Below are 23,284 nucleotides of genomic sequence, written 5' to 3' on the forward strand. Positions count from 1 at the left end.
CGGTAAACCTGTACATAGCAAAAAACTTGTACAGGTTTATTCCAGCACAGCGCTGAAGTTATGCAAACTAGTATTTTTGTATAGTTCTACATCACTCAAGGTGTTCGAGCAGTCGCCGCGCCGCTTCCTGGCCGCTGAGCCAGGCACCCTCGACGCGCCCGGAAAGGCACCAGTCGCCGCACGCGTACAAGCCTTGGTCAGCATCGGCCAGCGCGCCCCATTCATGGTTGATGCTAGGACGCGCATACAGCCAGCGGTGGGCGAGGGCAAAGGTGGGCGCTGGCACCACGCAGCCGACCAGCTCGGCAAACTCCCCCCACAACTGTTCGATCACCTCTTCCTTGGACAGGTCGATGTGCTGCCGGCTCCAATCCGATGTGGCGTGCAGCACCCAGGTGTCGAGTTGTTCGTCACGGCCAGGCTTGCTGCGGTTGCGCGCCAGCCAGTCGAGCGGGTTGTCCTGCACGAAGCAGCCTTGCATTGGCGTGTCCAGCGGTGTCTGGAAGGCCAGGGCGACGGCCCAGGTGGGCTCCATCTGCACGCCCGCAGCCACGGCGGCCAGTTTCGGTGTGGCAGCGAGCAGTGGTGTGGCCTGCGGTGCAGGCACGGCGATTACCACGCGGCTGTAGGGACCATGGCTGCAACCTTCGGTATCTTGCAGGTGCCAATACTGCTTACCGCGGAACACTTCGGCGATGCGGCAGCCAAAGTTCACCGTCACATCCTTGAGCAGGCCGCGGGTGATTGCGCTCATGCGCGGAACGCCCACCCAGCGCGTCTGCTCGTCGGGTGAGGGCGTAAGTTCGCCATCGCGGTAGTTGTAAAGCTGCGGCTTCCACTGCTCGGCCCAGCCTGCAGCAACCCAATGCTGCACCTGCTCGACGAAACGCCGGTCACGGGCCGTGAAGTACTGGGCGCCGAGGTCGAGTGCACCGGCTTCGCTGCGCTTGCTGGCCATGCGCCCGCCGCTGCCGTGGCCTTTGTCGAACAAATGCACGGATTGCCCGGCCTTCTGCAAGGCTTGGGCCGCTGACAAGCCGGCGATACCGGCTCCGATGATGGCAATAGGTACTGTCATGATGGCCTCTTCAAACCTTGCTGTAAGCAGACTACGCTGTCAGGCAAACCTGTACAATCCAGAAATTTTGTATAAGGTTATTCCGCTTTGGCGGGCAGGTTGGCCTATGTTTATCCGAGAGCGTCGGGTCAAAAAAGTGCCTTGATGTTAAAAATAGACCACCGCCGCATTCTGCGAGGACACAGCCATGCATATATTGCTGACAGGCGGCACCGGGTTGATAGGCAGGCATCTCTGCCAGCACTGGCTAGGCCAGGGCCATCGCCTGACGGTGTGGAGCCGGCGACCTGAGCAAGTGCCGAAAATGTGTGGCAGTGGTGTGCGTGGCATTGCCCGTCTGGAGCAGCTGGAAGCGAACGATCACCTGGATGCGGTGGTCAACCTGGCCGGCGCACCGATTGCCGACCGGCCCTGGACGGCGGCCCGGCGCAACCTGCTGTGGGCCAGCCGCGTTACCCTGACCGAGCAATTGTTGAGTTGGCTGGGTACCCGCGAGCAGCGACCAGAAGTGCTGATCTCCGGCTCTGCGGTCGGTTGGTACGGTGATGGTGGTGAGCGTGAGCTGACCGAGGCATCACCGCCAGTGCGTGAAGATTTTGCCAGCCAGTTGTGCATTGCCTGGGAGGAAACGGCCCAGCGCTCCCGAGCCCAAGGCATCCGTGTGGTGCTGGTGCGCACCGGGCTGGTGCTGGCCAGCGACGGCGGCTTTTTGTCGCGCCTTCGCGTGCCCTTCAAACTGGGGCTGGGTGGGCCTTTGGGCGATGGGCGGCAGTGGATGCCGTGGGTCCATATAGACGACCAGGTCGCCCTGATTGATTTTCTCTTGCAGCACAAGGATGCCAGCGGTCCTTATAATGCCTGCGCCCCGGAGCCGGTGCGTAACCGCGAGTTCGCCAGGCGGCTGGGGCGCACGCTGCATCGGCCGGCGCTGCTGCCGGTGCCGGCATTGCTGCTCAAGGCTGGCCTGGGCGAGATGTCGACCTTGCTGCTGGGCGGCCAGCGGGCACGCCCGGTACGCTTGCTCGCGGCAGGCTTCACCTTCCGCTTCAACGATCTGCAATCGGCCCTGGACAACCTGTCCAGCCGCCTCTGACATAGGACGCTGCATGACCGATCACGCCCTGCTGCTGGTCAACCTGGGTTCCCCGGCCTCCACCTCGGTGGCCGATGTGCGCCGCTACCTCAACCAGTTCCTCATGGACCCGTATGTGATCGACCTGCCCTGGCCGGTGCGGCGCTTGTTGGTGTCGCTGATCCTGGTCAAGCGCCCGGAGCAGTCGGCGCATGCCTATGGTTCGATCTGGTGGGAGGAGGGCTCGCCGCTGGTGGTGCTGACCCGTCGTCTGCAGGCCGCCATGGTCGAGCACTGGCCGCATGGCCAGGTGGAAGTTGCCATGCGCTATGGCCAGCCGGCCCTGCCTGACGTGCTGGAGCGTCTGGCGGCCCAGGGTGTACGCAAGGTGACCTTGGCACCGCTTTATCCACAGTTCGCCGACAGCACGGTGACTACCGTAGTCGAGTTGGCAAAGCAGACTGTCAGCGAGCGTCAGCTGCCGTTGCAGATGCGCGTGCTGCAACCGTTCTACGAGCACCCGGACTACATCGAGGCACTGGCTGCCAGCGCCCGGCCGTATCTTGAGCAGGATTACGACCACCTGCTGCTGAGCTTCCACGGTTTACCAGAGCGGCACCTGAAAAAGCTGGACCCAACCGGCAAACACGACTTCCAGGCAGCCGACTGCTGCAAGGATGCCAGCGCCGAGATGCGAGCGGTGTGCTATCGCGGGCAGTGCCTGGCCACGGCCAAGGCTTTTGCGCAAAAAATGGGCATACCGGATGGCAAATGGTCGGTGTCGTTCCAGTCGCGGCTGGGGCGGGCCAAGTGGATCGAGCCCTATACCGAGGCGCGGTTGGACGAGCTGGCCAAGGCAGGGGTGAAGAAGTTGTTGGTGATGTGCCCGGCATTCGTGGCTGATTGCATCGAGACGCTGGAAGAGATCGGCATGCGCGGCAGCGAACAGTTTGTCGAGGCCGGCGGGCGGGAGCTGGTGCTGGTGCCGTGCCTGAATGATCACCCCGAGTGGGTGAGGGTGTTGGCGGGGATGTGCGAAAAGGCCTGACTTAGAGGTCTTCTGTACTGGCCTCTTCGCGGGCTTGTCCCGCGAAGAGGCCAGATCAGGTTACTGCCGGATCAAGGGATCAAGGCAACTGATCATCCAGCTTCTTGTGCTTCCAGCCATCATTGCCCGGCAAGATCAGGTTCAGGGCAATCGCCACGATAGCGCACAGGGCGATGCCCTTCAGGCCCCAGTCATCCGGGCCGTCACCGCTGCCGATCAGCACGCCGCCGATACCGAACACCAAGGTTACCGACACGATCACCAGGTTGCGCGCTTCGGCCAGGTCGATCTTGTGGCGGATCATGGTGTTCATGCCCACCGCCGCGATCGAGCCGAACAGCAAGCACAGAATACCGCCCATCACCGGTACCGGGATGCTTTGCAGCAGCGCGCCGAACTTGCCGATGAACGCCAGGGTGATGGCGAAGACAGCCGCCCAGGTCATGATCTTCGGGTTGTAGTTCTTGGTCAGCATCACCGCGCCAGTGACTTCGGCGTAGGTGGTGTTGGGCGGGCCGCCGAACAGGCCGGCTGCGGTGGTGGCCAGGCCATCTCCCAGCAGCGTGCGGTGCAGGCCGGGCTTTTTCAGGTAGTCACGGCCAGTCACGCTGCCGACCGCGATTACCCCGCCGATATGCTCGATCGCCGGTGCCAGGGCAACAGGGACGATGAACAGGATGGCCTGCCAGTTGAACGCGGGTGCAGTGAAGTTGGGGATTTCCAGCCACGGTGCAGCGGCAATCTTGGCGGTGTCGACCACGCCAAAGGCGAATGACAGGGCGAAGCCCACCAGCACGCCGGAGATGATCGGTACCAGGCGGAAAATGCCCTTGCCGAATACGGCGACGATCAATGTCGTCAGCAGGGCCGGCATGGAGATCATCATGGCGGTCTTGTACGGCATCAGCGCAGCGCCGTCCCCACCCTTGCCCATCGCCATGTTGGCGGCAATCGGCGCCATGGCCAGGCCAATGGAGATAATCACCGGGCCGATCACCACGGGTGGCAGCATGCGGTCGATGAAACCGGTGCCTTTGATTTTCACCATCAGGCCCATGAAGGTATACACGAAGCCTGCGGCCATCACACCGCCCATGGTCTCGGCCAGGCCGAACTGGCCCTTGGCGAGGATGATCGGGGTAATGAAGGCGAAGCTCGACGCCAGGAAAACCGGTACCTGGCGGCCGGTCACCAACTGGAACAGCAGGGTGCCGATGCCGGCGGTGAACAGCGCAACGTTCGGGTCGAGGCCGGTGATCAATGGCATCAGCACCAGCGCGCCGAATGCCACGAAGAGCATCTGCGCGCCCGAAACGACCTGGCGCCAGAGCGGGTCGTTGAAGCCGTCCTGCATGGTCAGGCGTCCTTTTGCTTGGTGCCGAAGATCTTGTCACCGGCATCGCCCAGGCCTGGCACGATGTAACCGTGCTCGTTCAGGCGCTGGTCGATCGAGGCGGTGTAGATCTTCACGTCCGGGTGGGCTTTTTCCACCACTTCGATACCTTCTGGCGCGGCAACCAGGACCATGGCCCGGATCTCTTTGCAGCCGGCTTTTTTCAGCAGGTCGATGGTGGCGACCATCGAGCCACCGGTGGCCAGCATCGGGTCGATGATCAGGGCCAGGCGCTGGTTGATGTCCGGCGCGAGCTTTTCCAGGTAGGTGTGGGCTTCCAGGGTTTCTTCGTTGCGGGCAACGCCGACGGCGCTGACCTTGGCACCCGGGATCAGGCTGAGTACGCCGTCGAGCATGCCGATGCCGGCGCGCAGGATTGGCACCACGGTAATCTTTTTGCCGGCGATTTTTTCAACCTGTACCTTGCCACACCAGCCGTCGATCTCGTAGGTTTCGAGTGGCAGGTCCTGGGTGGCTTCATACGTCAGAAGCGCGCCGACTTCCTGGGCGAGTTCGCGAAAATTCTTGGTGCTGATGTCAGCACGGCGCATCAGGCCGAGCTTGTGGCGGATCAGCGGATGGCGGATCTCACGAGTGGGCATAGGGGGCTCCGAAAGGCGGGCAAAAAAACCGCGCTAGATTAATCTATTCAGCCTGTGCTGTCGTCTGGTCATTCTGGACGTTAGTCCATAAATGCTTGATCTGGGACGAGCGGATGCGTACCTTTGCCCGCTTTTCCAAAATGCACCCCCCGGAGAGCGCCATGTCCGCCGATCTCGAGCACATCCGTCAAGTCATGCGTGAAGCAGACTGCCTGTACAACGAAGCCGAAGTCGAAGCGGCCATCGCCAACGTCGGCGAGCAGATCTGCAAGGACCTGCACGACAAGAACCCGGTGGTGTTCTGCGTGATGAACGGCGGTCTGATCTTCGCCGGCAAACTGCTGACTCACCTGCAGTTCCCGCTGGAAGCCTCGTACCTGCACGCCACCCGTTACCGCAACCAGACCAGCGGCGGCGAGCTGTTCTGGAAGGCCAAGCCGGAAGTGTCGTTCATCGACCGTGACGTGCTGATCGTCGACGACATCCTCGACGAGGGCCACACCCTCAGCGCCATCATCGAGTTCTGCAAGCATGCCGGCGCGCGCTCGGTGCATACCGCGGTCCTGATCGACAAAGACCACGACCGCAAAGCCAGCCCGGACCTCAAGGCCAACTATGTAGGCCTGCCATGCGTCGACCGCTACATCTTCGGCTACGGCATGGACTACAAAGGCTACTGGCGCAACGCCAACGGCATCTTCGCCGTCAAGGGGCTGTGACCATGCGCCAGCCTGCGTTCATCGACCAATCGCTGTTCGCCGGGCTGGCCGAGAAGGCTGTCGCCAACCCGCGCGGGCGGCAGCATCACAACTTCCACGAGATGGACGAGCCCTGCCACCGCATGGCGGTCGGGCTACAGCCGAATACCTACATTCCGCCGCACCGCCACCTGAGCGACGACAAGGCCGAGGCCCTGATCGTGCTCAAAGGCCGCCTCGGCTTGCTGATCTTCGATGAGCAAGGTGCAGTGACCGCCAAGCGGGTATTGCAAGCAGGTGGAGACTGCCTGGGTGTGGACCTGGCACCGGGCACCTACCATGGGCTCGTGGTGCTGGAGCCGGACAGCATTCTGTTCGAGTGCAAGGCCGGGCCATACCGACCGGTGGGCGAGGGCGAGCATGCGCACTGGGCGCCGCGTGAAGGCGAAGAAGGCGTAGCCGAGTACCACGCCTGGATGCTCGCACAGTTCGATTGATGCCGCCTGTACTGGCCCTATCGCCGGCAAGCCAGCGCCCACAGGGATAGCGCCGTACTGGTGGGCGCTGGCTTGCCGGCGTTAGGGCCGGTACAGCCCAGATACAGCATGCTAGAGTGCGCCTTCATACAAGGAGCCTCACATGCGTGCGATTCTTCCCCTCCTGCTGGCAGTCAGCCTGCCACTCGCCGCCGCACCGTTGCACAGCCAGTTCCTGCCGCCTGACGACCTGTCCGTGCGCCAGGAAGCGCCTACCAGCCAGCAATTGCTGCAAGTGACCGATTACTCCGTGGTGGTTGGCGCCCAGCGCCAGTCCGACCAGCAGCCGATCCCGATCACCTCGTCGTTGCAGGTGCGCCTCAAGGGCAAGCCGCTGAGCAAGGGCGCGACCATCGCCCAGGTGCTGCTGACGTTCGATGGTGAGGCGGCCAAGAGCCTGAAGAAGCCCGTGTATGACGAGAAAACCCGTACCCTGAGCCTGAATTACCCGGTCAGCGACTACCGGGTGATCATGGACCTGCTGCGCAATGAAACGCTGTATGTGCAGTTTCTTACCTACGCCAACGGCCACATCTGGGCCGACCTGCACACCGGTACCGTACGTACGCGTTGAGACGCGCGCCCTGCGGGGGGTAAACTGCCGGCCTTCGAAATTCCGTGATGGCCCAGTTGGAGTCGGCAATGCGTAAAGACAAGAAACAGGTAATCGGCGACGAAATCAGCGACGACTACATCAAGTCGTATCTTCAGTTCGAGCCGGCGGATGGCGTGACCTCGCCATCGCTGCACAAGCTGGTCAAGGCCTACCGTGGCCTGCGCGTCGACGACTTCGAGCGCTTTGTCGGCTTCTTCGTCGAAGCTGGCCTGGACCTGGATGGCAAGGACGAGCATGGCAAGACCTTTGTCGAGCAGATTGCCGACCAGCGAAATGCCCCTGAGTACATCGAGATCATCGATAACGCCCGCGGCTGATAAGGCTTCAGGTATAAAAAAACGCCCCGAGGGGCGTTTTTTCGTTACCAGGCGGTTCAGGCGTAATGCTTGGCCGCTGGGCTGCTTTCCACCAGGTCCAGCGCCACGTCGTTGTCGGCACTGATCTTGTGGTACAGGGCGGCATCGGTGGCCAGGGTCTTCTCGCGCGCCGGGAAGATTTCCTTGAGCTTGGCAGCCCAGGCACCTTTGGCCTGCTCGGGGAAGCAGCGCTCGATCAGTTCCAGCATGATCGACACGGTCACCGAAGCACCCGGCGAGGCGCCGAGCAGTGCGGCCAGGCTGCCGTCCTGGGCCGAGACCAGCTCGGTACCGAACTGCAGCACGCCGCCTTTTTTCGGGTCTTTCTTGATGATTTGCACGCGCTGACCCGCCACTTCCAGGCGCCAGTCTTCGGCCTTGGCCTGCGGATAGAAGCGACGCAGGGCTTCCAGGCGCTGTTCCATCGACTGCATCACTTCACTGACCAGGTACTTGGTCAGGTCCATGTTGTCGCGGGCCACGGCCAGCATCGGGCCGATGTTGCCCATGCGCACCGACAGCGGCAGGTCCATCAGCGAACCGTGCTTGAGGAACTTGGTGGTGAAGCCGGCGTACGGGCCGAACAGCAGCGAAGTCTTGCCGTCCACAACGCGGGTGTCCAGGTGCGGCACCGACATCGGCGGGGCGCCCACAGCGGCTTGGCTGTAGACCTTGGCCTGGTGCTGCTTGACGATTTCCGGGTTGTCGCAGCGCAGCCACTGGCCGCTGACCGGGAAGCCGCCAAAGCCTTTGCTTTCCGGGATGCCGGAAAGTTGCAGCAGCGGCAGGGCCGCGCCACCGGCGCCGAGGAAGACAAAGCGAGCGTCGACTTCGCGGCTGCCGCCGCTGTTGACATCCTTGATGCTCACGGTCCAGCCGCTGCCGTTACGGCGCAGGCCGACGACCTTCTTGCTGTACTTGACCTGTGCGTCTGGCGAGTCGCCCAGCAGCTTGAGCAGCTTGTTGGTCAGGGCGCCGAAGTTGACGTCGGTGCCTTTGGCCACACGGGTAGCAGCGATGTGCTGGTCCGCCGGGCGGCCTGGCATCATCAGCGGCATCCAGTCGCTCATGACCGCCTTGTCTTCGGTGTATTCCATGTCAGCGAAGGCATGGTGCTGCTTGAGCAGCTCGAAGCGCTTCTTGAGGAAGGAAACACCCTTGTCACCCTCGACATAGCTCAGGTGCGGGACAGGGTTGATGAACGCACGCGCCGAGCCGAAGTTGCCCTTCTTGCTCAGGTAGGCCCAGAACTGGCGCGAAACCTCGAACTGGGTGTTGATGTGCACGGCCTTCTTGATGTCGATGCTGCCATCGGCGGCCTGGGGCGTGTAGTTAAGCTCGCACAGACCCGCGTGGCCGGTGCCTGCGTTGTTCCAGGGGTTGGAGCTTTCCGCGGCTCCGGAGTCCATCGCCTCGACGACCTCAAGTTTCAGGGTCGGGTCAAGCTCCTTCAGCAGTACGGCCAGGGTGGCACTCATGATGCCCGCGCCTACCAGTACCACATCAACCGATTCGTTCTGCGCCATTTAACGCGTCTCCACAATCTACAGCTACCTAATTGACAGCATAGGACCTGGGTTCGCCAGGGTCGCCATGTCCGACTTTTCGCAGTTCTTGCAACTTCCGCGGACACCGCCAATCAGTCTTCGGGTTCGGGTATTGAACGCCGTTTGCCACAGGTGCGGCAATTCGACTTATGGTCAAGGTGTCGTGCGTGCGTTATGGAACGGTTCAGACACTCATACGGGATGAGCGCATTTGCCGCCTGTTCAGGGCTGTTCGGGACACATCTGCCGCTTTTGCACATGCCAGACTGTTCATTTGCTCGCCACACTCTTGTGAAGTTGTGAAAACCGTTTTTTCACGCTCTTTTGGAGACGTGAACCTCAAAAGGGGACTGCGCGATGGCAACCCGCAGGTTCATGCAGTGTGAAGGGCCGGAAAAGCAGGCACGACAGCCGATGCAAGACCTGAGTGGAAGGCTCTCTGTGGGCGAAGCAGTGAAGTTGCCGGGGTCAATCGGCGAGTGCGGGGCCCGATCAGGAGACGTCCTTATAATCGGGGGGAGATTATAGCGATGTCGCGGGCAGAAATGTCGCCATTCGTGGTTTTTATTGCAGCGTTTGTCAGGCCGCGAGGATGCGCTGATGCCAGCGGCGGCTTGCGCGGGCGCAAAGCCGGGCGTCGGCAGGCAGCTCGCGGCCCAGCCAGGCCAACTGGATTTCACTGACCTGGACCCAGCCGCTGCCGCTGGGCGCCTGGCTGCATTGCTTGAAAGCCAGGCATTTGCCTTGGGCATCGAGGCGGGCATAGGCATTGTGGCGCGGGCGTTGGAAGAGCAGAGTCCAGAGCGAGGCCATGGCGGCGAGTCCTTTGCGTGAGGGCTTGGCGCAAGGATAAGGGCGTGGCCATGAAACGATTGTGACAAGCGGGCCGGACCGATGACTGGTCGACGCGTGCCTAGGTATACTGTGCGCCTTAGCCGCATTTTCTGGAGAAACGCGCATGTTGCAACGTCTGTTGTTCGGTTTGATCGCCGTGGCCAGCCTTAGCCTGGTCGGTTGTGCCCACAGCCCGCAACAACTCAACCCGCAACCCACGCTCAAGGCCCAGCTTGCCCCGGTCGGCCACGGCCAGCCGGTCGTGGTTCGGGTGGTTGACGGCCGTGCTTCGCAATCCCTGGGCACCCGTGGTGGCATGTACCCCGAAACCAGCACCATCAGCGTCAGCGGTAACGACGTGGTGCCCAAGCTGCAGGCCCAGGCCGAAGCGGCTGTACGACTGCTCGGTTTCACCCCGACGCCGAACGCCTACAATGCACCGCAGCTGACCGTGACCCTGGCCGAGCTGAAGTATCAGTCGCCCAAAGACAACCTGTACGTGACCGAGGCCACCATCGGGGCCACTTTCCGTGCCGACGTACGTAATGGTGGCCGCAGCTACAGTGGCCGTTACGGCGCTTCGCTGGACCAGCGTTTCGGTATGGCGCCGAACCAGGACACCAACACCCAGCTGGTGGGCGATGTGCTGAGCGATGCACTGACCCGCCTGTTCAAGGACCCGACCATCGGGCAGGTGCTGGGCCAGTAAGCCTTTAGCTATAGCTATAAAAGAAAACCCGCTGCCTGAGAGCCAGGCAGCGGGTTTTTTTATTGGTATCGGATCAAGCCGCTTCTATGTGGAAATCCAGCAAGCTGAAGCCTGTACCGGCATCCACCTCCGGCAAGTCTTCATGCACATGCCCGCCCAGCGCACAGTAGACCAGCCACTGGCGGTCGTGCACATTGATGGCAAAACCATCGATCAGCGCCTGTTGTTCATCGCTCTGGGCAACGAGGTAGAGGCGGTCCTGGTTTTCGGCGTGCAGCATGAACAAGCTCCGGGTCATGAAAGGCCGACAGGGTGGCCTGTTCAGATGACGAGCGGATGACAGATGAAATTTAATGACACTTTGTCGCCAAGGCCGGGTACCCGGGTGCGACTTGGGTAAAATGCGGGCCTTTGTTGCTGCTCACACCGAGGTCGCCTGATGTCCTTGCAAGTGCTCTGGGGGTTTCTGTCCGCCCACCCCGCCAAGTGGATCAACCTGCTGGCGTTGCTGCTGACCTGTCCGGGCGGGTTGCTGCTGCACAGTGCACGTCGGCGCGACGCCGAGACGCGTGAATACATGGCGGTGGACGAGGGCGTGGTGGATGCGTTCGACCTACGAGTGCCGCGCTACTTCTATATTCTCGGTTTTTCGTGTCTGGCGATGGCGTTGCTGCTGTCCTGGTTCAGTACCTGGGTTTGAGAATCCGGGGCCGCAAAGCGGCCCCGGCAATCTTTCAGGCGACAGGTGCCTGTTGCCGCACCTGGTACTGGTTACGCACCGGCGTCGCATACTGCACCACCAGGTACGGCCGCTGCTCTTCAGGGCAGGCATCCAGCCGGCGCTGCCATTCTTCCTTGGCCTTGGCCAGCTCATCAGCCGGGAACACGTTTTCGGCGCTTGGCACCTGCAGCGCCTCATCCTTGGCGTCCCACATGGCATACGCCAGGTAATGCACCGGGAACAGCCGGTAGCCACCCAGAATCTGCCGGTCAATTTCAGCCGCCAGTTGCTTGGTGTCCTCGTGGTATTCGGTCACCGGTGGTGCGAAGTTGATGTGCACCCGGCCTTTGTAGCCGGTAATGCCCTTGGCGATGCTGTTGTCATCCTCGCCCGGTGCCTTCTTGTAGGTACCGGTGGTGGCGCGGATGTACAGCTCGCGCGCCTTGGCCTGGTCGCACGGGTCGTATTCGTAGCTGATCGAAACGGGTGTCAGGTTCAGGCTCTGGATCACTGCACCGAACGGCTCGTCCTTGCGGCTCATGTGGAACATCTTGAGGATCGCCGAATCGGTACGGTCGTCACCGTCCTTGGCGCGCCCTTCGGCCTGAGCGATCCAGATCGAAGCGGCATCGTTGCGGATCGAGTGGTTGATGTAGGCCGAGAGCAACTGGTAGGCCGCCAGCTTCTCGCGCCGCCCGCTGATCGAACGGTGCACGATGAAGCTCTTGTTCAGGCGCATCATGTCGCTGACAAAGGGCTTTTGCAGCAGGTTGTCACCAATGGCGATACGCGGCGTGGGCAGGCCGGCGTGGTACACCGCATAGTTGACGAAGGCCGGGTCCATGACGATGTCACGGTGGTTGGCTAAAAACAGGTAGGCGGTGCCAGCCTTGAGCTGTTCCACACCCGAATAGGTGACGCCGTCGGTGGCCCGGTCGATGGTCTGGTCGACGTAGTACTCGACTTTGTCCTGCAAGGTCGAAACGCAGGTTACGCCAGCGAATTCCTTGCGCAGGCGGCGGGCGATCAGCGGTTTGAGCAACCAGCCGAGAGCACCGGCCGCACGCGGGAAGCGGAAGTGGGTGAGGATATCGAGGAATGCCGGGTCGCTGAGCAGGCGTGCCAGAACGGCAGGGACCTCAGCGTCGTCGTACGGTCGGATGGCATCGAATTCGCCCATCATGCTCTCTTGTTGGAAACGGCTAGGGTAATAAGGTAGGGGCGGGCTCCGAAAAACGGCTCGGACACACACAGGCCCTGTAAACAGACCGGCAATTATACGCATAAGTCACCCCGGAGGCCGCGATGCTGGAAACTGCGATCTACGATTGCCCTTATTGTGGCGAGGAAGTCGAAACCACGGTGGACCTGTCCGGTGGCGATCAGGAGTACATCGAGGACTGCCAGGTGTGCTGCAAGCCTATCCGCTTCGTGCTGCAGGTTCATGGCGAGGAGTGGATGCTGGACGTCTTCGGTGAGAATGACTGATGCGGCGGATCTACGAACCGGAAAACCTGCTTGAAGCCGAAATGTTGCTCGGCATGCTGGCCAGTGAAGGCATTGACGTGCAACTGGTGGGCCGTGATCTGATGGGCGGTGTGGGCGAGTTGCCGCTTCAAGGCTTGCTTGGGCTTGCGGTAGCGGATGAACAGGCCGAGTACGCACGGGAGCTGATCGATGCGTACAATGATGCCCAGCCACTGGTTGGCGACGAACCGGAGAGCTTCCCCGGTACCTTGATCTGCTAGGTTCTGAATTCGCCCATGTGTGGACGTTACGCCCTGTTTCGCTGGCCCCAGGCGCTTGCCAGCCTGCCTGGCTTCCCCGAAGGCCAGCCGGCCCAATGGAACATCTCGCCAGGTGCCACGGTGCTGATCCAGCGCCAGCTCGATGGCCTGCAGCAACTGGCCAAGGCGCGCTGGGGGCTGACCCCGGCCTGGCTCACCGACCTGTCCCGCACCCCCGCCCATGCCCGCGCCGAAACCTTGGCCGAGCAACCGATGTTCCGCGAGGCGTTTCGCCAGCGCCGCTGCCTGATGCCGGCCAACGGCTTTTACGAGTGGCGTGGCAGCGTGCGCAAGCGCCCTTACTGGCTGACCCCAGGTGAGGGTTCGTCGCTGTATTTTGCTGCGGTGTGGGAGGCCTACCCCGTGCAGGATCAGGTGTGGCTGAGCTGTGCGGTGGTCACCCAGGCGGCCATGAACCAGCGTCGACCGCTGATACTGGATGAGGCGGGACAGGCCGCCTGGCTCGACCCGGATACGCCGGTTACCCGCTTGCACGAGTTGCTGGCCAGCCCTGCGGCAACCTTGCGCGAGCGGGCCCTGGCCAACTTCGTCAATGATCCGAAGCTGGATGCGCCGGAGTGTCTGACCCCCGCCTAGTGTGCTGCCTGCACTGGCCTCTTCGCGGGTAAACCCGCTCCCACAGGTAATGTGTCCGCCTCAGGCATGCGGAGAACCCTGTGGGAGCGGGTTTACCCGCGAAGAGGCCGGTACAGTCGACGAAAATCTTCCCTGCGGCTATGGCAGCCACAGGCGAGTCGGCCTAGGATACGCCGCATGTGGATAGGGAGTGTTTTCATGCGTAAGTCTTTTGTTGTCAGCCTGTTGAGTGCTGGCATCCTGCTGGCCGGCTGCCAGGCGGTGAACACCACCAGCGGCGGTGCTGTCGGCGTGCAGCGCCAGCAGTACATGTTCAGCATGCTTTCGACCGATGAGGTCAACCAGATGTACGCCCAGTCGTACCAGCAGACCTTGGGCGAAGCGTCGAGCAAGGGTGTGCTCGACAAGTCCAGCGCCGATGCCAAACGCGTGCAGGTCATCGCCAACCGCCTGATCGCCCAGGCGCCCAAATTCCGCCCGGATGCCGCGCAGTGGAACTGGGAAGTCAACGTGATCAAGAGCGATGAGCTGAACGCCAACTGCGGCCCGGGCGGCAAGATCATCGTCTACACCGGGCTGATCGATCAGCTCAAGCTCACCGATGCGGAAATTGCCGCCGTGGTGGGGCATGAAATTGCCCACGCCCTGCGTGAGCACAGCCGCGAGGCGATGTCCAAGGCCTATGGCGTGCAAATGGCCCGCCAGGGTGCCGGTGCCCTCTTGGGCCTGGGCGAGGGCAGCATGGCCATGGCCGATGCCGTGGTGAACTACTCCATGACCCTGCCCAACAGCCGGGCCAACGAGAACGAAGCCGACCTGATTGGCCTGGAACTGTCGGCCCGTGCGGGTTATGACCCGAATGCCGCGATCACTTTGTGGAACAAGATGAGCAAGGCTTCCGAAGGAGCGCCGCCAGAGTTCATGAGCACTCACCCGGCGTCCGAAAGCCGCATTGCTTCGCTGCAGGCAGCGATTCCGAAGGTGATGCCGTTGTATCAGGCTGCGGCCAAGCAGTAAGGCAGTAGGGGGCGCAAAGCGCCCCCACTTTTGCCGTTATCCCACCCAGCCACTGGCCTTCATCGCCGAGTACACGGCCACGATTGCCAGCACGAAGAACGCCGTGGCCGCCAGGCGACGGATCAGTGTCAACGGCAGTTTGTCTGCCGCAAAGTTACCCGCCAGAACCACCGGCACGTTGGCAATCAGCATGCCCAGGGTGGTACCGATAATGACCATGATCAGGTGAGGGTACTGCGCCGCCAGCATCACGGTGGCGACCTGGGTCTTGTCACCGATTTCCGCCAGGAAGAATGCGATCAGCGTGGTCAGGAACGGCCCGAAGCGGCGTGCCGGGTTTTCGTCGTCATCCATCTTGTCCGGGACCAGGGTCCACAGCGCAGTGGCGGTAAAGCTCGCGGCCAGGATCCAGTGCAGTGCCGAGTCGCTGAAGAAACTACCAAACCATGCCCCCACGGCGCCGGCCGCAGCATGGTTGGCCAGTGTGGCGGCGATGATGCCGGCGATGATTGGCCATGGCTTGCGGAAGCGGGCGGCGAGAATGAGTGCGAGCAATTGCGTCTTGTCGCCGATTTCGGCCAAGGCAACGATAGCAGTGGGGACCAACAGAGATTCCAGCATCAGGATTCCTACGGGGGCGGGTCGACACGGCTATGACACGTACAGCCTCCCCGCCCCGGGTAAGGTGTGCGTGTCATAGGTCTTGTCAAACCCTGGATCCGTCTACGCGGATCTCTCCATGCAGGCTGGCATGGTGGGTCGCACGCGCCATGGTCTGTGGACCAAGTATGTTGACGCGTACCGGGCGAGCAGTGCGCTCGCGGGAGACTACTCCCCTAGGACGGTGCGGATTCTGCCTAGGCAAAACGCTTTCGGCAAGCGCTGTTTTTAACCGTGTGTTGCCTGGTAGATCCGAAAACCGTCAGCCTCGTCGCGTACCTGGCAGTTGCCCAGCGCCCCTTCGATCAGCGGTTGGTAACGCAGGAAGCTGTTGGCGACCAAACGCATTTCGCCACCTTTTCGCAGATGAACGGCGGATTTTTTCAGCAAGTTCTCCGAGGCCTGGTAATTGGTGTGCACCCCGGTATGGAACGGCGGGTTGCTCAGAATCAGGCTCAGTTCGGCAGGTGCCGCATCAATACCATCACCGCTGATCACCTCACCCTCCAGGCCGTTGGCAGCCAGCGTCAGCCGACTGGCTTCTACCGCGAAGGCGTCCACATCCAGCAGCGTTACCCGGCTTTGTGGATAACGGCGCTTGACCGTGGCGCCCAATATCCCTGCGCCGCAGCCGAAGTCCAGCACATGGCCGTCTGGCAGGCCGTCGAGGTGCTTGAGCAGCAGGGCAGTACCGCGGTCGAGGCGGCCGTGGCTGAATACGCCCGGCAGGCTGACCACCTGCAAAGGGCCGTCTTCCAGCGCCAGCTCGAAGTGCTCGGCCAGGCTTGCCAGTGGCTTGGCCTCGGGTGCCTGCTCGATGGTCACTTGCCACAGCTGGCAGTGGCGGGCGCTGTCCAGCTTGCGCGGTTTGCCAAAGGCCTGTAGCTGCTTGGCCGCGCCTTCGATGCCACCGCGTTTTTCGCCGACCAGGTACAGCTCACGACCGGCCAGGCGCGATGCCAGGGCATTCAACAGGTAGGCTGCCAGCTCACGGGACTTGGGCAGGAACAGCACGGCGCTGTCGAATGCCATTTCAGGCGGCTCGACCCCGTAATGGCTGCGGCCGGCGAAGCGGCTGTCGAGTATGGCCTGATCGCCGGCGTGCCAAGTCCAGGCCTTGGCCTGTGGCAATTGGGCGAGCAGGCCGTCGGCGGGGGCGCCAGCGATCAGCAGCGGCCCCTGGAACAGCTCTGCCTGGCGGAGCAACACTTCACTGCGCGGGTCCATGGACGACGCCTCCTGGAAAAAAGTGGCGCAGTGTAGCAGAGGCGGGCGCCGGGCTCAGCTGACCACGCGGCGTGGCTGCCCGGCGAAGAAGGCCTGGGCGTTCTCACTGAGCTGGCCGACGATGCGCTGGCGCGACTCCACCGCGCCCCAGGCGCTGTGCGGGGTGATGATCAGGCGTGGGATACCCGCTTCGAGCAGCGGGTTGCCGTTGACCGGCGGCTCCACACTCAACACATCGGTGGCCGCACCGCCCAAGTGGCCCTGGCGCAGGGCGTCGGCCAACGCCTGTTCGTCGATCAGGCCGCCACGGGCAGTGTTGACCACCAGCGCACGGGGTTTTAGCAGTGCCAGTTCGCGGGCACCGAGCATATGCCGGGTGTGCTCGTTCAGTGGGCAATGCAATGTCAGGGCGTCGACTTGCGGCAGTAGTTCGTCCAGCGGCAGCCGGTCGTCACGTTCCGGGCGGCCGGGAATTTGCCCGCTCAGTACCCGCATGCCAAAGGCCTCGGCCAGTCGCGCCACCGCGCCGCCCAGTTCGCCGTGGCCGAGCAGGCCAAGGGTTTTGCCTTCCAGCTCGACGATAGGGAAGTCCAGCAGGCAGAACTGGCTGGCCTTGGCCCACTGGCCGGCGGCCACCGCCTGGTTGTAGTCACACAAGCGAGTGGCCAGTGCCAGCAGCAGGGCGAGGGTGTGCTGCGCGACGGACGGCGTGCCGTAGCCCTGGCAGTTGCATACCGTGATGCCTTGGGCACGCGCCGCCGCCAGGTCGACATTGTTGGTGCCGGTGGCAGCCACCAGGATCAGCTTCAGTTGCGGGTTGGCGGCCAGGGTCGCGGCGTCGAGCATGACCTTGTTGCTGACCACCGCCACCGCGCCCTGCAGGCGCTCTGCGACTTGGTCGGGGCCGGTGGCGGCGAACAGCTCGAACTCGTCGAACTGCTGCTTCAGGGGCGAGAGGTCGAGGTCGCCAAGGTCCAGGGACTGGTGATCGAGAAACACGGCGCGACGCAGGCTTGGCATGGGGTTCTCCGGTGGCAGGGCGGGATAGGGGTGTTATGGCCATTCGCGGGCAAGCCCGCGAAAGGGCCTTTAGCTGTGGCACGAATCCTGAGGTTGTCAGCGCAGTGTCTAGCCCGGGGTTGCCGCCCGTCAACGCCTGCCACTCATACCTTTGGCTCGCAAATCATTCCTTCGGCTGATTTAGCCGTCACATTGCCGAACTACAGTAGTTGTCAGACTTGTCCGGCTCGCTTTTCAGAAAAGGGATACCCATGTTGCAGACCCGCATCATCAAACCCGCCGAGGGCGCCTACGCCTACCCCTTGCTGATCAAGCGCCTGCTGATGTCCGGCAGCCGCTATGAAAAGACCCGCGAAATCGTCTACCGCGACCAGTTGCGGTTCACGTATCCGCAGCTCAACGAACGTATCGCACGCCTGGCCAATGTGCTGACCGAGGCCGGGGTAAAGGCCGGTGACACCGTGGCGGTAATGGATTGGGACAGCCACCGCTACCTGGAATGCATGTTCGCCATCCCGATGATCGGCGCGGTGGTGCATACCATCAACGTGCGCCTGTCCCCCGAACAGATCCTCTACACCATGAACCACGCCGAAGACCGCGTGGTGTTGGTCAACAGCGACTTCGTCGGCCTCTACCAAGGCATTGCGGGGCAACTGACCACCGTCGACACGACCCTGCTGCTGACCGATGGCCCGGACAAGACCGCCGAGTTGCCCAATCTGGTGGGCGAATACGAGCAACTGCTGGCTGCTGCCAGCCCGCACTACGATTTCCCGGATTTCGACGAAAACTCGGTGGCCACCACCTTCTACACCACCGGCACTACCGGCAACCCCAAGGGTGTGTACTTCACCCACCGGCAACTGGTGCTGCACACCCTGGCGGAGGCCTCGGTCACAGGAAGCATCGACAGCGTGCGCCTGCTGGGCAGCAACGACGTGTACATGCCCATTACCCCGATGTTCCATGTGCATGCCTGGGGCATTCCCTACGCAGCCACCATGCTCGGCATGAAACAGGTGTACCCGGGGCGCTATGAGCCAGACATGCTGGTCAAGCTGTGGCGCGAGGAAAAGGTCACCTTCTCCCATTGCGTGCCGACCATCCTGCAGATGTTGCTCAACTGCCCGACCTCGCAGGGGCAGGATTTCGCCGGCTGGAAGATCATCATCGGTGGCAGCGCGCTCAACCGCTCGTTGTACCAGGCCGCCCTGGCCCGGGGTATCCAGCTGACTGCAGCGTATGGCATGTCCGAGACCTGTCCGCTGATATCCGCCGCACACCTGAACGACGAACTGCAGGCGGGTAGCGAGGACGAGCGCATCACCTACCGCATCAAGGCTGGTGTGCCGGTGCCACTGGTCGAAGCGGCGATTGTCGATGGCGACGGCAACTTCCTTCCTTCCGATGGCGAGACCCAGGGCGAGTTGGTGCTGCGTGCGCCGTGGCTGACCATGGGGTATTTCAAGGAGCCGGAAAAGAGCGAGGAGCTGTGGCAGGGCGGCTGGCTTCACACGGGGGACGTCGCCACCCTCGACGGCATGGGCTATATCGACATTCGCGATCGCATCAAGGATGTGATCAAGACGGGTGGCGAGTGGATTTCCTCACTCGATCTGGAAGACCTGATCAGCCGCCACCCGGCCGTGCGTGAGGTGGCGGTGGTTGGGGTGGCCGACCCGCAGTGGGGCGAGCGCCCGTTTGCCCTGCTGGTGGTGCGCGACGGCCAGGTCATCGATGCCAAGGCGCTCAAGGAACACCTCAAGCCGTTCGTCGAGCAAGGGCACATCAACAAATGGGCGATTCCTAGCCAGATCGCCGTTGTTACTGAAGTTCCCAAGACCAGTGTCGGCAAGCTCGACAAGAAACGCATCCGCCAGGACATCGTCCAGTGGCAAGCCAGCAACAGCGCGTTCCTTTCCACGCTGTAACCGCCGTGCGGGTCGCGAACGCCAGAACGCGACCCGCATGCTAGAGGCTTTCACGCCTTGCCAAACGGCTGAAATGCGCCATCCTTTAGCACTGCCAGCCCGCAACCGGGACAACAGTGCAGCGAGTTGGCGGCATGGAGCGCAAATCACACTTTAGAGGGATCAAGCGCCTGTGCCTTGCTGGCTATAGTCGGGGCCAGGGGATTTTCAGGAATGGGGGAGGGCGACACGCGCAAGCCGTGTCGCCGCAGGTGCAAACCTGCAAACCGGTCGCTCGGGCCGTTCTTGAAAGGACTCACTGCCATAACAATAAAGTACATGGAGTAGCGTCGATGAAATCTGCAAACCTGTTCTGGCGCCGGGCCAAGTTGCCCCTGGCTGTCAGCCTTGCTTCCACGCTCGCAAGTCCTGCTTTCGCTGTCAGTTTCAACATTGGTGAAATCGAAGGCCAGTTCGACTCGTCGCTCTCCATCGGCGCCAGCTGGTCGACGGCCAACCCCAACAAGAACCTGATCGGTGTCAACAATGGCGGCAAGGGCCTGTCGCAGACCTCCGACGATGGCCACCTGAACTTCAAGAAGGGCGAAACCTTCTCCAAGATCTTCAAGGGCATCCATGACCTGGAGCTCAAGTACGGTGATACCGGCGTGTTCGTGCGCGGCAAGTACTGGTACGACTTCGAGCTTAAGGACGAAAGCCGCGAGTTCAAGGACATCAGCGACTCCAACCGCAAGGAGGGCGCCAAGTCTTCTGGCGCCGAGTTGCTCGACGCCTTCGTCTACCACAACTACTCCATCGGCGATCAGCCAGGCTCGGTGCGCCTGGGCAAGCAGGTGGTGAGCTGGGGTGAAAGTACCTTCATCGGCGGCGGTATCAACTCGATCAACCCCATCGACGTATCGGCATTCCGGCGCCCGGGGGCCGAAATCAAGGAAGGCCTGATTCCGGTCAACATGTTCTATGTGTCGCAAAGCCTGACCGACAACCTGTCGGCCGAGGCCTTCTACCAGATCGAATGGGACCAGACGGTCGTCGACAACTGCGGCACCTTCTTCTCCCAGCCGGACATCATTGCCGATGGTTGCAGTGACAATCTGCGGGTGTTGAACAGTAGCCGGGCGTTGTCACCCCAGGCGCTTGCCGGTTTGTCGGCATTTGGTGTGGACGTGAACAGCGAGGGTGTGAAAGTACCGCGTGGCGCCGACCGCGATGCGCGTGACAGCGGCCAGTTCGGCGTTGCGTTCCGCTACATGTTCGAGCCGCTGGATACCGAGTTCGGTGCCTACTTCATGAACTACCATAGCCGGGCACCGATCTTCAGTGCTACCGGGGCGCCGCAGGGGCTGTTCAACCTGGTGAACAACCCACTCGCGTCACCTGCGGTACGAGCGCTGGCGCCGTTGATCATTGCGGGCAACTCCCAGTACTTCGTCGAGTATCCGGAAGACATTCGTCTGTACGGGCTGAGCTTCTCCACTACATTGCCTACTGGCACGGCCTGGAGCGGCGAACTCAGCTACCGCCCTAACGCTCCTGTGCAGCTCAACTCCACGGACATTCTGTTTGCCGGGGTAAGGCCGATCGATAGAGCGCCTTACAACAATGCTTCGGTGCTGACTGGCACCCCTGGGCAAGACCTGCACGGCTACCGGCGCAAGGAAATCACTCAGTTCCAAACCACCTTCACGCACTTCTTCGACCAAGTCATGGGTGCCAGCCGCCTTACCGTGGTCGGTGAAGTCGGCGTTACTCACGTGGGAGGGCTGGAAAGCAGCAGCAAGGCGCGCTACGGGCGTGACCCGGTCTATGGCCCTGGGCCACTGCCAAACGGTACCTGCGCCATTCTTAACAGTGCCACCATCGCAGGCTCTGGGCTGGGCTCCTCAACCGCCAATCTTGATCGCAACTGCGAAAACGACGGCTTTACCACCTCGACCTCCTGGGGCTACCGCGCCCGCGCCATCTGGGACTACAACGACGTATTCGCCGGGGTCAACCTCAAACCAAGCGTGGCCTGGTCCCATGATGTCTCCGGCTACTCGCCCGGCCCTGGCGGCAACTTCGAGGAAGGCCGCAAGGCAGTCAGCCTGGGCCTGGACGCCGAGTACCAGAACACCTACACGGCGAGCCTGTCGTACACCAACTTCTTTGACGGCAAGTACACCACCGTGGATGACCGCGACTTCGTCGCCCTCAGCTTCGGCGTGAACTTCTAAGCACACAGATCCAGGACGACACGACATGAACAAGACCAGAAGTCTGCTGCAAGCTGGTGTACTGGGCCTGTCCCTGCTGGCGACCAGCGTGATGGCTGCGGTATCCGCCGATGAGGCGGCCAAGTTGGGCAGTACCCTGACCCCGATGGGTGCTGAAAAAGCCGGTAACGCCGATGGCTCGATCGGCCCGTGGGAGCCATTGTCGAAGAGCGCGGGCAGCGCTGACGGCAAGGGTTTCCTGTCCGATCCGTACGGCAGTGACAAGCCGCTGTTCACCATCACCGCGCAGAACGCCGAGCAGTACAAGGACAAGCTTTCGCCGGGCCAGCTGGCCATGCTCAAGCGCTACCCGGACACCTTCAAGATCCCGGTATTCAAGACCCATCGCGGCTCGACCGTCCCGGCTGATGTGTTCGCTGCCATCAAGGAAAACGCCACCAAGACCACCTTGGTGGAAGGCGGCAACGGCCTGAACAACTTCCGCACGGCTGTGCCGTTCCCGATCCCCCAAAGCGGTCTGGAGGTGATCTGGAACCACATCACCCGCTACCGGGGGGGCAGTGTCAGCCGCCTGGTGACCCAGGCTACACCACAGCAGAACGGCTCGTTCAACCCGGTGTACTTCTCCGACCAGTTCGTCTTCCGCGACAAGATGAAGGATTACGACCCGAACAACCCGGGCAATATCCTGTTCTACTTCAAGCAGGAAGTGACCGCGCCTGCGCGCCTGGCCGGTACCGTGCTGTTGGTGCACGAAACCCTCGACCAGGTGAAGGAGCCGCGTAAGGCGTGGATCTACAACGCCGGGCAGCGTCGCGTGCGCCAGGCACCGCAAGTGTCGTATGACGGCCCGGGTACCGCCGCAGACGGGCTGCGGACTTCGGACAACCTGGATATGTTCAACGGTGCGCCAGACCGCTACGACTGGAAGCTGGAAGGCAAGAAGGAGCTGTACATCGCCTCCAACGCCTTCAAGCTGGACGACCCCAAGCTGAAGTACACCGACATCATCAAGGCCGGGCACATCAACCAGGACCTGGCCCGTTACGAGCTGCGCCGCGTGTGGCATGTGGTTGCGACCCTCAAGCCAGGCCAGCGTCACATCTATGCCAAGCGTGACTTCTACATCGACGAAGACACCTGGCAGGCTGCGGTGATCGACCAGTACGACGGTCGCAACCAGCTGTGGCGCGTTTCCGAAGCCCATTCCCAGCCGTATTACAACAAAGAGGTGCCTTGGTACACCCTGGAAACCATCTACGACCTGCAATCGGGTCGTTACCTGGCCCTGGGCATGAAAAACGAAGAGAAGCGTGCCTACGACTTTGGCTTCAGTGCCAGCAAGGCTGACTTCCAGCCAGCAGCGCTGCGTCAGTCGGGTATTCGGTAACCTGAAAGACTCCGTGTGATCCCCAGAACGCCCCGGCCTGCCGGGGCGTTTCTGTTTTGGCGCAAAGATTGTTGTTGGCTTGCCGGCGATTGGGTCGGGGCAGGCAATAAATCTGCTGAATACCCACCCAAACCCCCGCCCCAGCCCCTGTCCATCAGCCTTGTCGCTTTTTGTCGCAGTCTTTCCCGGGGCAAATGCGCCCATCATCTTCAAATGCGCTGCGTTA

At 62.0% G+C, this 23,284-nt stretch carries 25 protein-coding genes and 1 riboswitch; of the genes, 15 read left to right on the forward strand and 10 right to left on the reverse strand.

Annotation, left to right across the window (positions count from 1 at the left end; genetic code table 11):
- Positions 1-91: 91 nt before the first annotated feature.
- Positions 92-1,078 carry an NAD(P)/FAD-dependent oxidoreductase gene (locus tag QQL85_RS00780; RefSeq protein ID WP_284356263.1) on the reverse strand — a complete coding sequence of 329 codons (987 nt, stop codon included), beginning with the start codon at positions 1,076-1,078 and terminating at the stop codon, positions 92-94.
- A 187-nt stretch (positions 1,079-1,265) separates the two neighbouring features.
- Here QQL85_RS00780 and QQL85_RS00785 point away from each other — a divergent pair, with 187 nt between their 5' ends.
- Positions 1,266-2,171, forward strand: coding sequence for a TIGR01777 family oxidoreductase (locus tag QQL85_RS00785; RefSeq protein ID WP_284356262.1), 906 nt, complete (start codon positions 1,266-1,268; stop codon positions 2,169-2,171).
- Positions 2,172-2,184: 13 nt separating this feature from the next.
- Positions 2,185-3,198: a ferrochelatase gene (gene hemH, locus QQL85_RS00790; RefSeq protein WP_284356261.1), complete on the forward strand. Its 1,014-nt coding sequence runs from the start codon at positions 2,185-2,187 to the stop codon at positions 3,196-3,198.
- A 79-nt stretch (positions 3,199-3,277) separates the two neighbouring features.
- Here the strand turns inward: hemH and QQL85_RS00795 are convergent, their stop codons facing one another.
- Both QQL85_RS00795 and upp read right to left on the reverse strand, forming a co-directional pair.
- Positions 3,278-4,552 (reverse strand): uracil-xanthine permease family protein, encoded by a 1,275-nt coding sequence (locus QQL85_RS00795; RefSeq protein WP_284356260.1) that lies wholly within the window; start codon positions 4,550-4,552, stop codon positions 3,278-3,280.
- A 2-nt stretch (positions 4,553-4,554) separates the two neighbouring features.
- On the reverse strand, positions 4,555-5,193 hold the full coding sequence (gene upp / locus QQL85_RS00800) for a uracil phosphoribosyltransferase (RefSeq protein WP_110994785.1): 639 nt from the start codon (positions 5,191-5,193) through the stop codon (positions 4,555-4,557).
- A gap of 161 nt (positions 5,194-5,354) precedes the next feature.
- Here upp and QQL85_RS00805 point away from each other — a divergent pair, with 161 nt between their 5' ends.
- The 4 genes from QQL85_RS00805 to QQL85_RS00820 all read left to right on the forward strand — a co-directional run bounded on the left by QQL85_RS00805 (position 5,355) and on the right by QQL85_RS00820 (position 7,360).
- Positions 5,355-5,912, forward strand: a complete 558-nt coding sequence (locus QQL85_RS00805) for a hypoxanthine-guanine phosphoribosyltransferase (RefSeq protein WP_019099801.1) — start codon at positions 5,355-5,357, stop codon at positions 5,910-5,912.
- 2 nt (positions 5,913-5,914) lie between these two features.
- On the forward strand, positions 5,915-6,388 hold the full coding sequence (locus tag QQL85_RS00810; protein WP_284356259.1) for a WbuC family cupin fold metalloprotein: 474 nt from the start codon (positions 5,915-5,917) through the stop codon (positions 6,386-6,388).
- A 142-nt stretch (positions 6,389-6,530) separates the two neighbouring features.
- Positions 6,531-7,001 (forward strand): hypothetical protein, encoded by a 471-nt coding sequence (locus QQL85_RS00815; RefSeq protein WP_284356258.1) that lies wholly within the window; start codon positions 6,531-6,533, stop codon positions 6,999-7,001.
- Positions 7,002-7,069: 68 nt separating this feature from the next.
- On the forward strand, positions 7,070-7,360 hold the full coding sequence (locus QQL85_RS00820) for a PA4642 family protein (protein WP_086978175.1): 291 nt from the start codon (positions 7,070-7,072) through the stop codon (positions 7,358-7,360).
- Between the two features lie 56 nt (positions 7,361-7,416).
- Here QQL85_RS00820 and mqo read toward each other — a convergent pair whose 3' ends face one another.
- Together mqo and QQL85_RS00830 are read right to left on the reverse strand one after the other, a co-directional pair.
- Positions 7,417-8,925, reverse strand: coding sequence for a malate dehydrogenase (quinone) (mqo, locus tag QQL85_RS00825; RefSeq protein WP_284356257.1), 1,509 nt, complete (start codon positions 8,923-8,925; stop codon positions 7,417-7,419).
- A 600-nt stretch (positions 8,926-9,525) separates the two neighbouring features.
- Entirely contained in the window at positions 9,526-9,759 is a 234-nt protein-coding gene (locus QQL85_RS00830) for a hypothetical protein (protein WP_284356256.1), read from the reverse strand.
- A gap of 145 nt (positions 9,760-9,904) precedes the next feature.
- Between QQL85_RS00830 and QQL85_RS00835 the strand changes: the two genes are divergently transcribed.
- Positions 9,905-10,489, forward strand: coding sequence for a YajG family lipoprotein (locus tag QQL85_RS00835; protein ID WP_284356255.1), 585 nt, complete (start codon positions 9,905-9,907; stop codon positions 10,487-10,489).
- Positions 10,490-10,562: 73 nt separating this feature from the next.
- Here the strand turns inward: QQL85_RS00835 and QQL85_RS00840 are convergent, their stop codons facing one another.
- Entirely contained in the window at positions 10,563-10,769 is a 207-nt protein-coding gene (locus tag QQL85_RS00840; RefSeq protein WP_284356254.1) for a hypothetical protein, read from the reverse strand.
- A 159-nt stretch (positions 10,770-10,928) separates the two neighbouring features.
- Between QQL85_RS00840 and QQL85_RS00845 the strand changes: the two genes are divergently transcribed.
- Positions 10,929-11,189, forward strand: a complete 261-nt coding sequence (locus QQL85_RS00845; protein ID WP_284356253.1) for a hypothetical protein — start codon at positions 10,929-10,931, stop codon at positions 11,187-11,189.
- Positions 11,190-11,223: 34 nt separating this feature from the next.
- On the opposite strand, the gene QQL85_RS00850 is transcribed toward QQL85_RS00845, so the two are convergent.
- On the reverse strand, positions 11,224-12,390 hold the full coding sequence (locus QQL85_RS00850; protein WP_284356252.1) for a 1-acyl-sn-glycerol-3-phosphate acyltransferase: 1,167 nt from the start codon (positions 12,388-12,390) through the stop codon (positions 11,224-11,226).
- Between the two features lie 125 nt (positions 12,391-12,515).
- Between QQL85_RS00850 and QQL85_RS00855 the strand changes: the two genes are divergently transcribed.
- From QQL85_RS00855 to QQL85_RS00870, 4 genes are all read left to right on the forward strand, one after another.
- Positions 12,516-12,698 carry a CPXCG motif-containing cysteine-rich protein gene (locus tag QQL85_RS00855; protein WP_012270508.1) on the forward strand — a complete coding sequence of 61 codons (183 nt, stop codon included), beginning with the start codon at positions 12,516-12,518 and terminating at the stop codon, positions 12,696-12,698.
- Entirely contained in the window at positions 12,698-12,958 is a 261-nt protein-coding gene (locus QQL85_RS00860; RefSeq protein ID WP_284356251.1) for a putative signal transducing protein, read from the forward strand. Before QQL85_RS00855 ends, QQL85_RS00860 begins: the two co-directional genes overlap by 1 nt.
- A 15-nt stretch (positions 12,959-12,973) precedes the next feature.
- On the forward strand, positions 12,974-13,594 hold the full coding sequence (locus tag QQL85_RS00865; RefSeq protein ID WP_284356250.1) for an SOS response-associated peptidase: 621 nt from the start codon (positions 12,974-12,976) through the stop codon (positions 13,592-13,594).
- 198 nt (positions 13,595-13,792) lie between these two features.
- Complete coding sequence (locus QQL85_RS00870; RefSeq protein WP_019099796.1) at positions 13,793-14,611, forward strand: M48 family metallopeptidase; 819 nt, start codon at positions 13,793-13,795, stop codon at positions 14,609-14,611.
- A gap of 36 nt (positions 14,612-14,647) precedes the next feature.
- Here the strand turns inward: QQL85_RS00870 and QQL85_RS00875 are convergent, their stop codons facing one another.
- From QQL85_RS00875 to QQL85_RS00885, 3 genes are all read right to left on the reverse strand, one after another.
- Entirely contained in the window at positions 14,648-15,232 is a 585-nt protein-coding gene (locus QQL85_RS00875) for a TMEM165/GDT1 family protein (RefSeq protein WP_016484894.1), read from the reverse strand.
- 87 nt (positions 15,233-15,319) lie between these two features.
- A riboswitch (yybP-ykoY riboswitch) is annotated at positions 15,320-15,460 on the reverse strand.
- Between the two features lie 39 nt (positions 15,461-15,499).
- Entirely contained in the window at positions 15,500-16,498 is a 999-nt protein-coding gene (locus tag QQL85_RS00880) for a class I SAM-dependent methyltransferase (RefSeq protein ID WP_284356249.1), read from the reverse strand.
- Between the two features lie 54 nt (positions 16,499-16,552).
- The gene (locus tag QQL85_RS00885) at positions 16,553-17,518 is read right to left on the reverse strand and encodes a 2-hydroxyacid dehydrogenase (protein WP_284356248.1); all 966 of its coding nucleotides are present in this window, start codon (positions 17,516-17,518) and stop codon (positions 16,553-16,555) included.
- A gap of 251 nt (positions 17,519-17,769) precedes the next feature.
- Between QQL85_RS00885 and QQL85_RS00890 the strand changes: the two genes are divergently transcribed.
- The 3 genes from QQL85_RS00890 to QQL85_RS00900 all read left to right on the forward strand — a co-directional run bounded on the left by QQL85_RS00890 (position 17,770) and on the right by QQL85_RS00900 (position 23,058).
- Positions 17,770-19,452, forward strand: coding sequence for a fatty acid--CoA ligase (locus QQL85_RS00890; protein ID WP_284356247.1), 1,683 nt, complete (start codon positions 17,770-17,772; stop codon positions 19,450-19,452).
- A gap of 332 nt (positions 19,453-19,784) precedes the next feature.
- Positions 19,785-21,668 carry a DUF1302 domain-containing protein gene (locus QQL85_RS00895; protein WP_198748888.1) on the forward strand — a complete coding sequence of 628 codons (1,884 nt, stop codon included), beginning with the start codon at positions 19,785-19,787 and terminating at the stop codon, positions 21,666-21,668.
- Between the two features lie 25 nt (positions 21,669-21,693).
- Positions 21,694-23,058, forward strand: coding sequence for a DUF1329 domain-containing protein (locus tag QQL85_RS00900; RefSeq protein ID WP_284356246.1), 1,365 nt, complete (start codon positions 21,694-21,696; stop codon positions 23,056-23,058).
- Positions 23,059-23,284: the final 226 nt, after the last annotated feature.

Source organism: Pseudomonas putida (assembly GCF_030159595.1).
Classification (GTDB): domain Bacteria; phylum Pseudomonadota; class Gammaproteobacteria; order Pseudomonadales; family Pseudomonadaceae; genus Aquipseudomonas; species Aquipseudomonas putida_AC.

What these genes read in the sequence shown, in the direction of transcription:
- QQL85_RS00880 (WP_284356249.1), bottom strand. Translation starts at nt 16,498, where the DNA reads ATGGACCCGCGCAGTGAAGTGTTGCTCCGCCAGGCAGAGCTGTTCCAG.
- QQL85_RS00895 (WP_198748888.1), top strand. Translation starts at nt 19,785, where the DNA reads ATGAAATCTGCAAACCTGTTCTGGCGCCGGGCCAAGTTGCCCCTGGCT.
- QQL85_RS00855 (WP_012270508.1), top strand. Translation starts at nt 12,516, where the DNA reads ATGCTGGAAACTGCGATCTACGATTGCCCTTATTGTGGCGAGGAAGTC.
- upp (WP_110994785.1), bottom strand. Translation starts at nt 5,193, where the DNA reads ATGCCCACTCGTGAGATCCGCCATCCGCTGATCCGCCACAAGCTCGGC.
- QQL85_RS00795 (WP_284356260.1), bottom strand. Translation starts at nt 4,552, where the DNA reads ATGCAGGACGGCTTCAACGACCCGCTCTGGCGCCAGGTCGTTTCGGGC.
- QQL85_RS00850 (WP_284356252.1), bottom strand. Translation starts at nt 12,390, where the DNA reads ATGGGCGAATTCGATGCCATCCGACCGTACGACGACGCTGAGGTCCCT.
- QQL85_RS00840 (WP_284356254.1), bottom strand. Translation starts at nt 10,769, where the DNA reads ATGCTGCACGCCGAAAACCAGGACCGCCTCTACCTCGTTGCCCAGAGC.
- QQL85_RS00785 (WP_284356262.1), top strand. Translation starts at nt 1,266, where the DNA reads ATGCATATATTGCTGACAGGCGGCACCGGGTTGATAGGCAGGCATCTC.
- QQL85_RS00885 (WP_284356248.1), bottom strand. Translation starts at nt 17,518, where the DNA reads ATGCCAAGCCTGCGTCGCGCCGTGTTTCTCGATCACCAGTCCCTGGAC.
- QQL85_RS00875 (WP_016484894.1), bottom strand. Translation starts at nt 15,232, where the DNA reads ATGCTGGAATCTCTGTTGGTCCCCACTGCTATCGTTGCCTTGGCCGAA.
- QQL85_RS00845 (WP_284356253.1), top strand. Translation starts at nt 10,929, where the DNA reads ATGTCCTTGCAAGTGCTCTGGGGGTTTCTGTCCGCCCACCCCGCCAAG.
- QQL85_RS00870 (WP_019099796.1), top strand. Translation starts at nt 13,793, where the DNA reads ATGCGTAAGTCTTTTGTTGTCAGCCTGTTGAGTGCTGGCATCCTGCTG.
- QQL85_RS00865 (WP_284356250.1), top strand. Translation starts at nt 12,974, where the DNA reads ATGTGTGGACGTTACGCCCTGTTTCGCTGGCCCCAGGCGCTTGCCAGC.
- QQL85_RS00860 (WP_284356251.1), top strand. Translation starts at nt 12,698, where the DNA reads ATGCGGCGGATCTACGAACCGGAAAACCTGCTTGAAGCCGAAATGTTG.
- mqo (WP_284356257.1), bottom strand. Translation starts at nt 8,925, where the DNA reads ATGGCGCAGAACGAATCGGTTGATGTGGTACTGGTAGGCGCGGGCATC.
- QQL85_RS00835 (WP_284356255.1), top strand. Translation starts at nt 9,905, where the DNA reads ATGTTGCAACGTCTGTTGTTCGGTTTGATCGCCGTGGCCAGCCTTAGC.
- QQL85_RS00820 (WP_086978175.1), top strand. Translation starts at nt 7,070, where the DNA reads ATGCGTAAAGACAAGAAACAGGTAATCGGCGACGAAATCAGCGACGAC.
- QQL85_RS00830 (WP_284356256.1), bottom strand. Translation starts at nt 9,759, where the DNA reads ATGGCCTCGCTCTGGACTCTGCTCTTCCAACGCCCGCGCCACAATGCC.
- QQL85_RS00900 (WP_284356246.1), top strand. Translation starts at nt 21,694, where the DNA reads ATGAACAAGACCAGAAGTCTGCTGCAAGCTGGTGTACTGGGCCTGTCC.
- QQL85_RS00815 (WP_284356258.1), top strand. Translation starts at nt 6,531, where the DNA reads ATGCGTGCGATTCTTCCCCTCCTGCTGGCAGTCAGCCTGCCACTCGCC.
- QQL85_RS00780 (WP_284356263.1), bottom strand. Translation starts at nt 1,078, where the DNA reads ATGACAGTACCTATTGCCATCATCGGAGCCGGTATCGCCGGCTTGTCA.
- QQL85_RS00805 (WP_019099801.1), top strand. Translation starts at nt 5,355, where the DNA reads ATGTCCGCCGATCTCGAGCACATCCGTCAAGTCATGCGTGAAGCAGAC.
- QQL85_RS00890 (WP_284356247.1), top strand. Translation starts at nt 17,770, where the DNA reads ATGTTGCAGACCCGCATCATCAAACCCGCCGAGGGCGCCTACGCCTAC.
- QQL85_RS00810 (WP_284356259.1), top strand. Translation starts at nt 5,915, where the DNA reads ATGCGCCAGCCTGCGTTCATCGACCAATCGCTGTTCGCCGGGCTGGCC.
- hemH (WP_284356261.1), top strand. Translation starts at nt 2,185, where the DNA reads ATGACCGATCACGCCCTGCTGCTGGTCAACCTGGGTTCCCCGGCCTCC.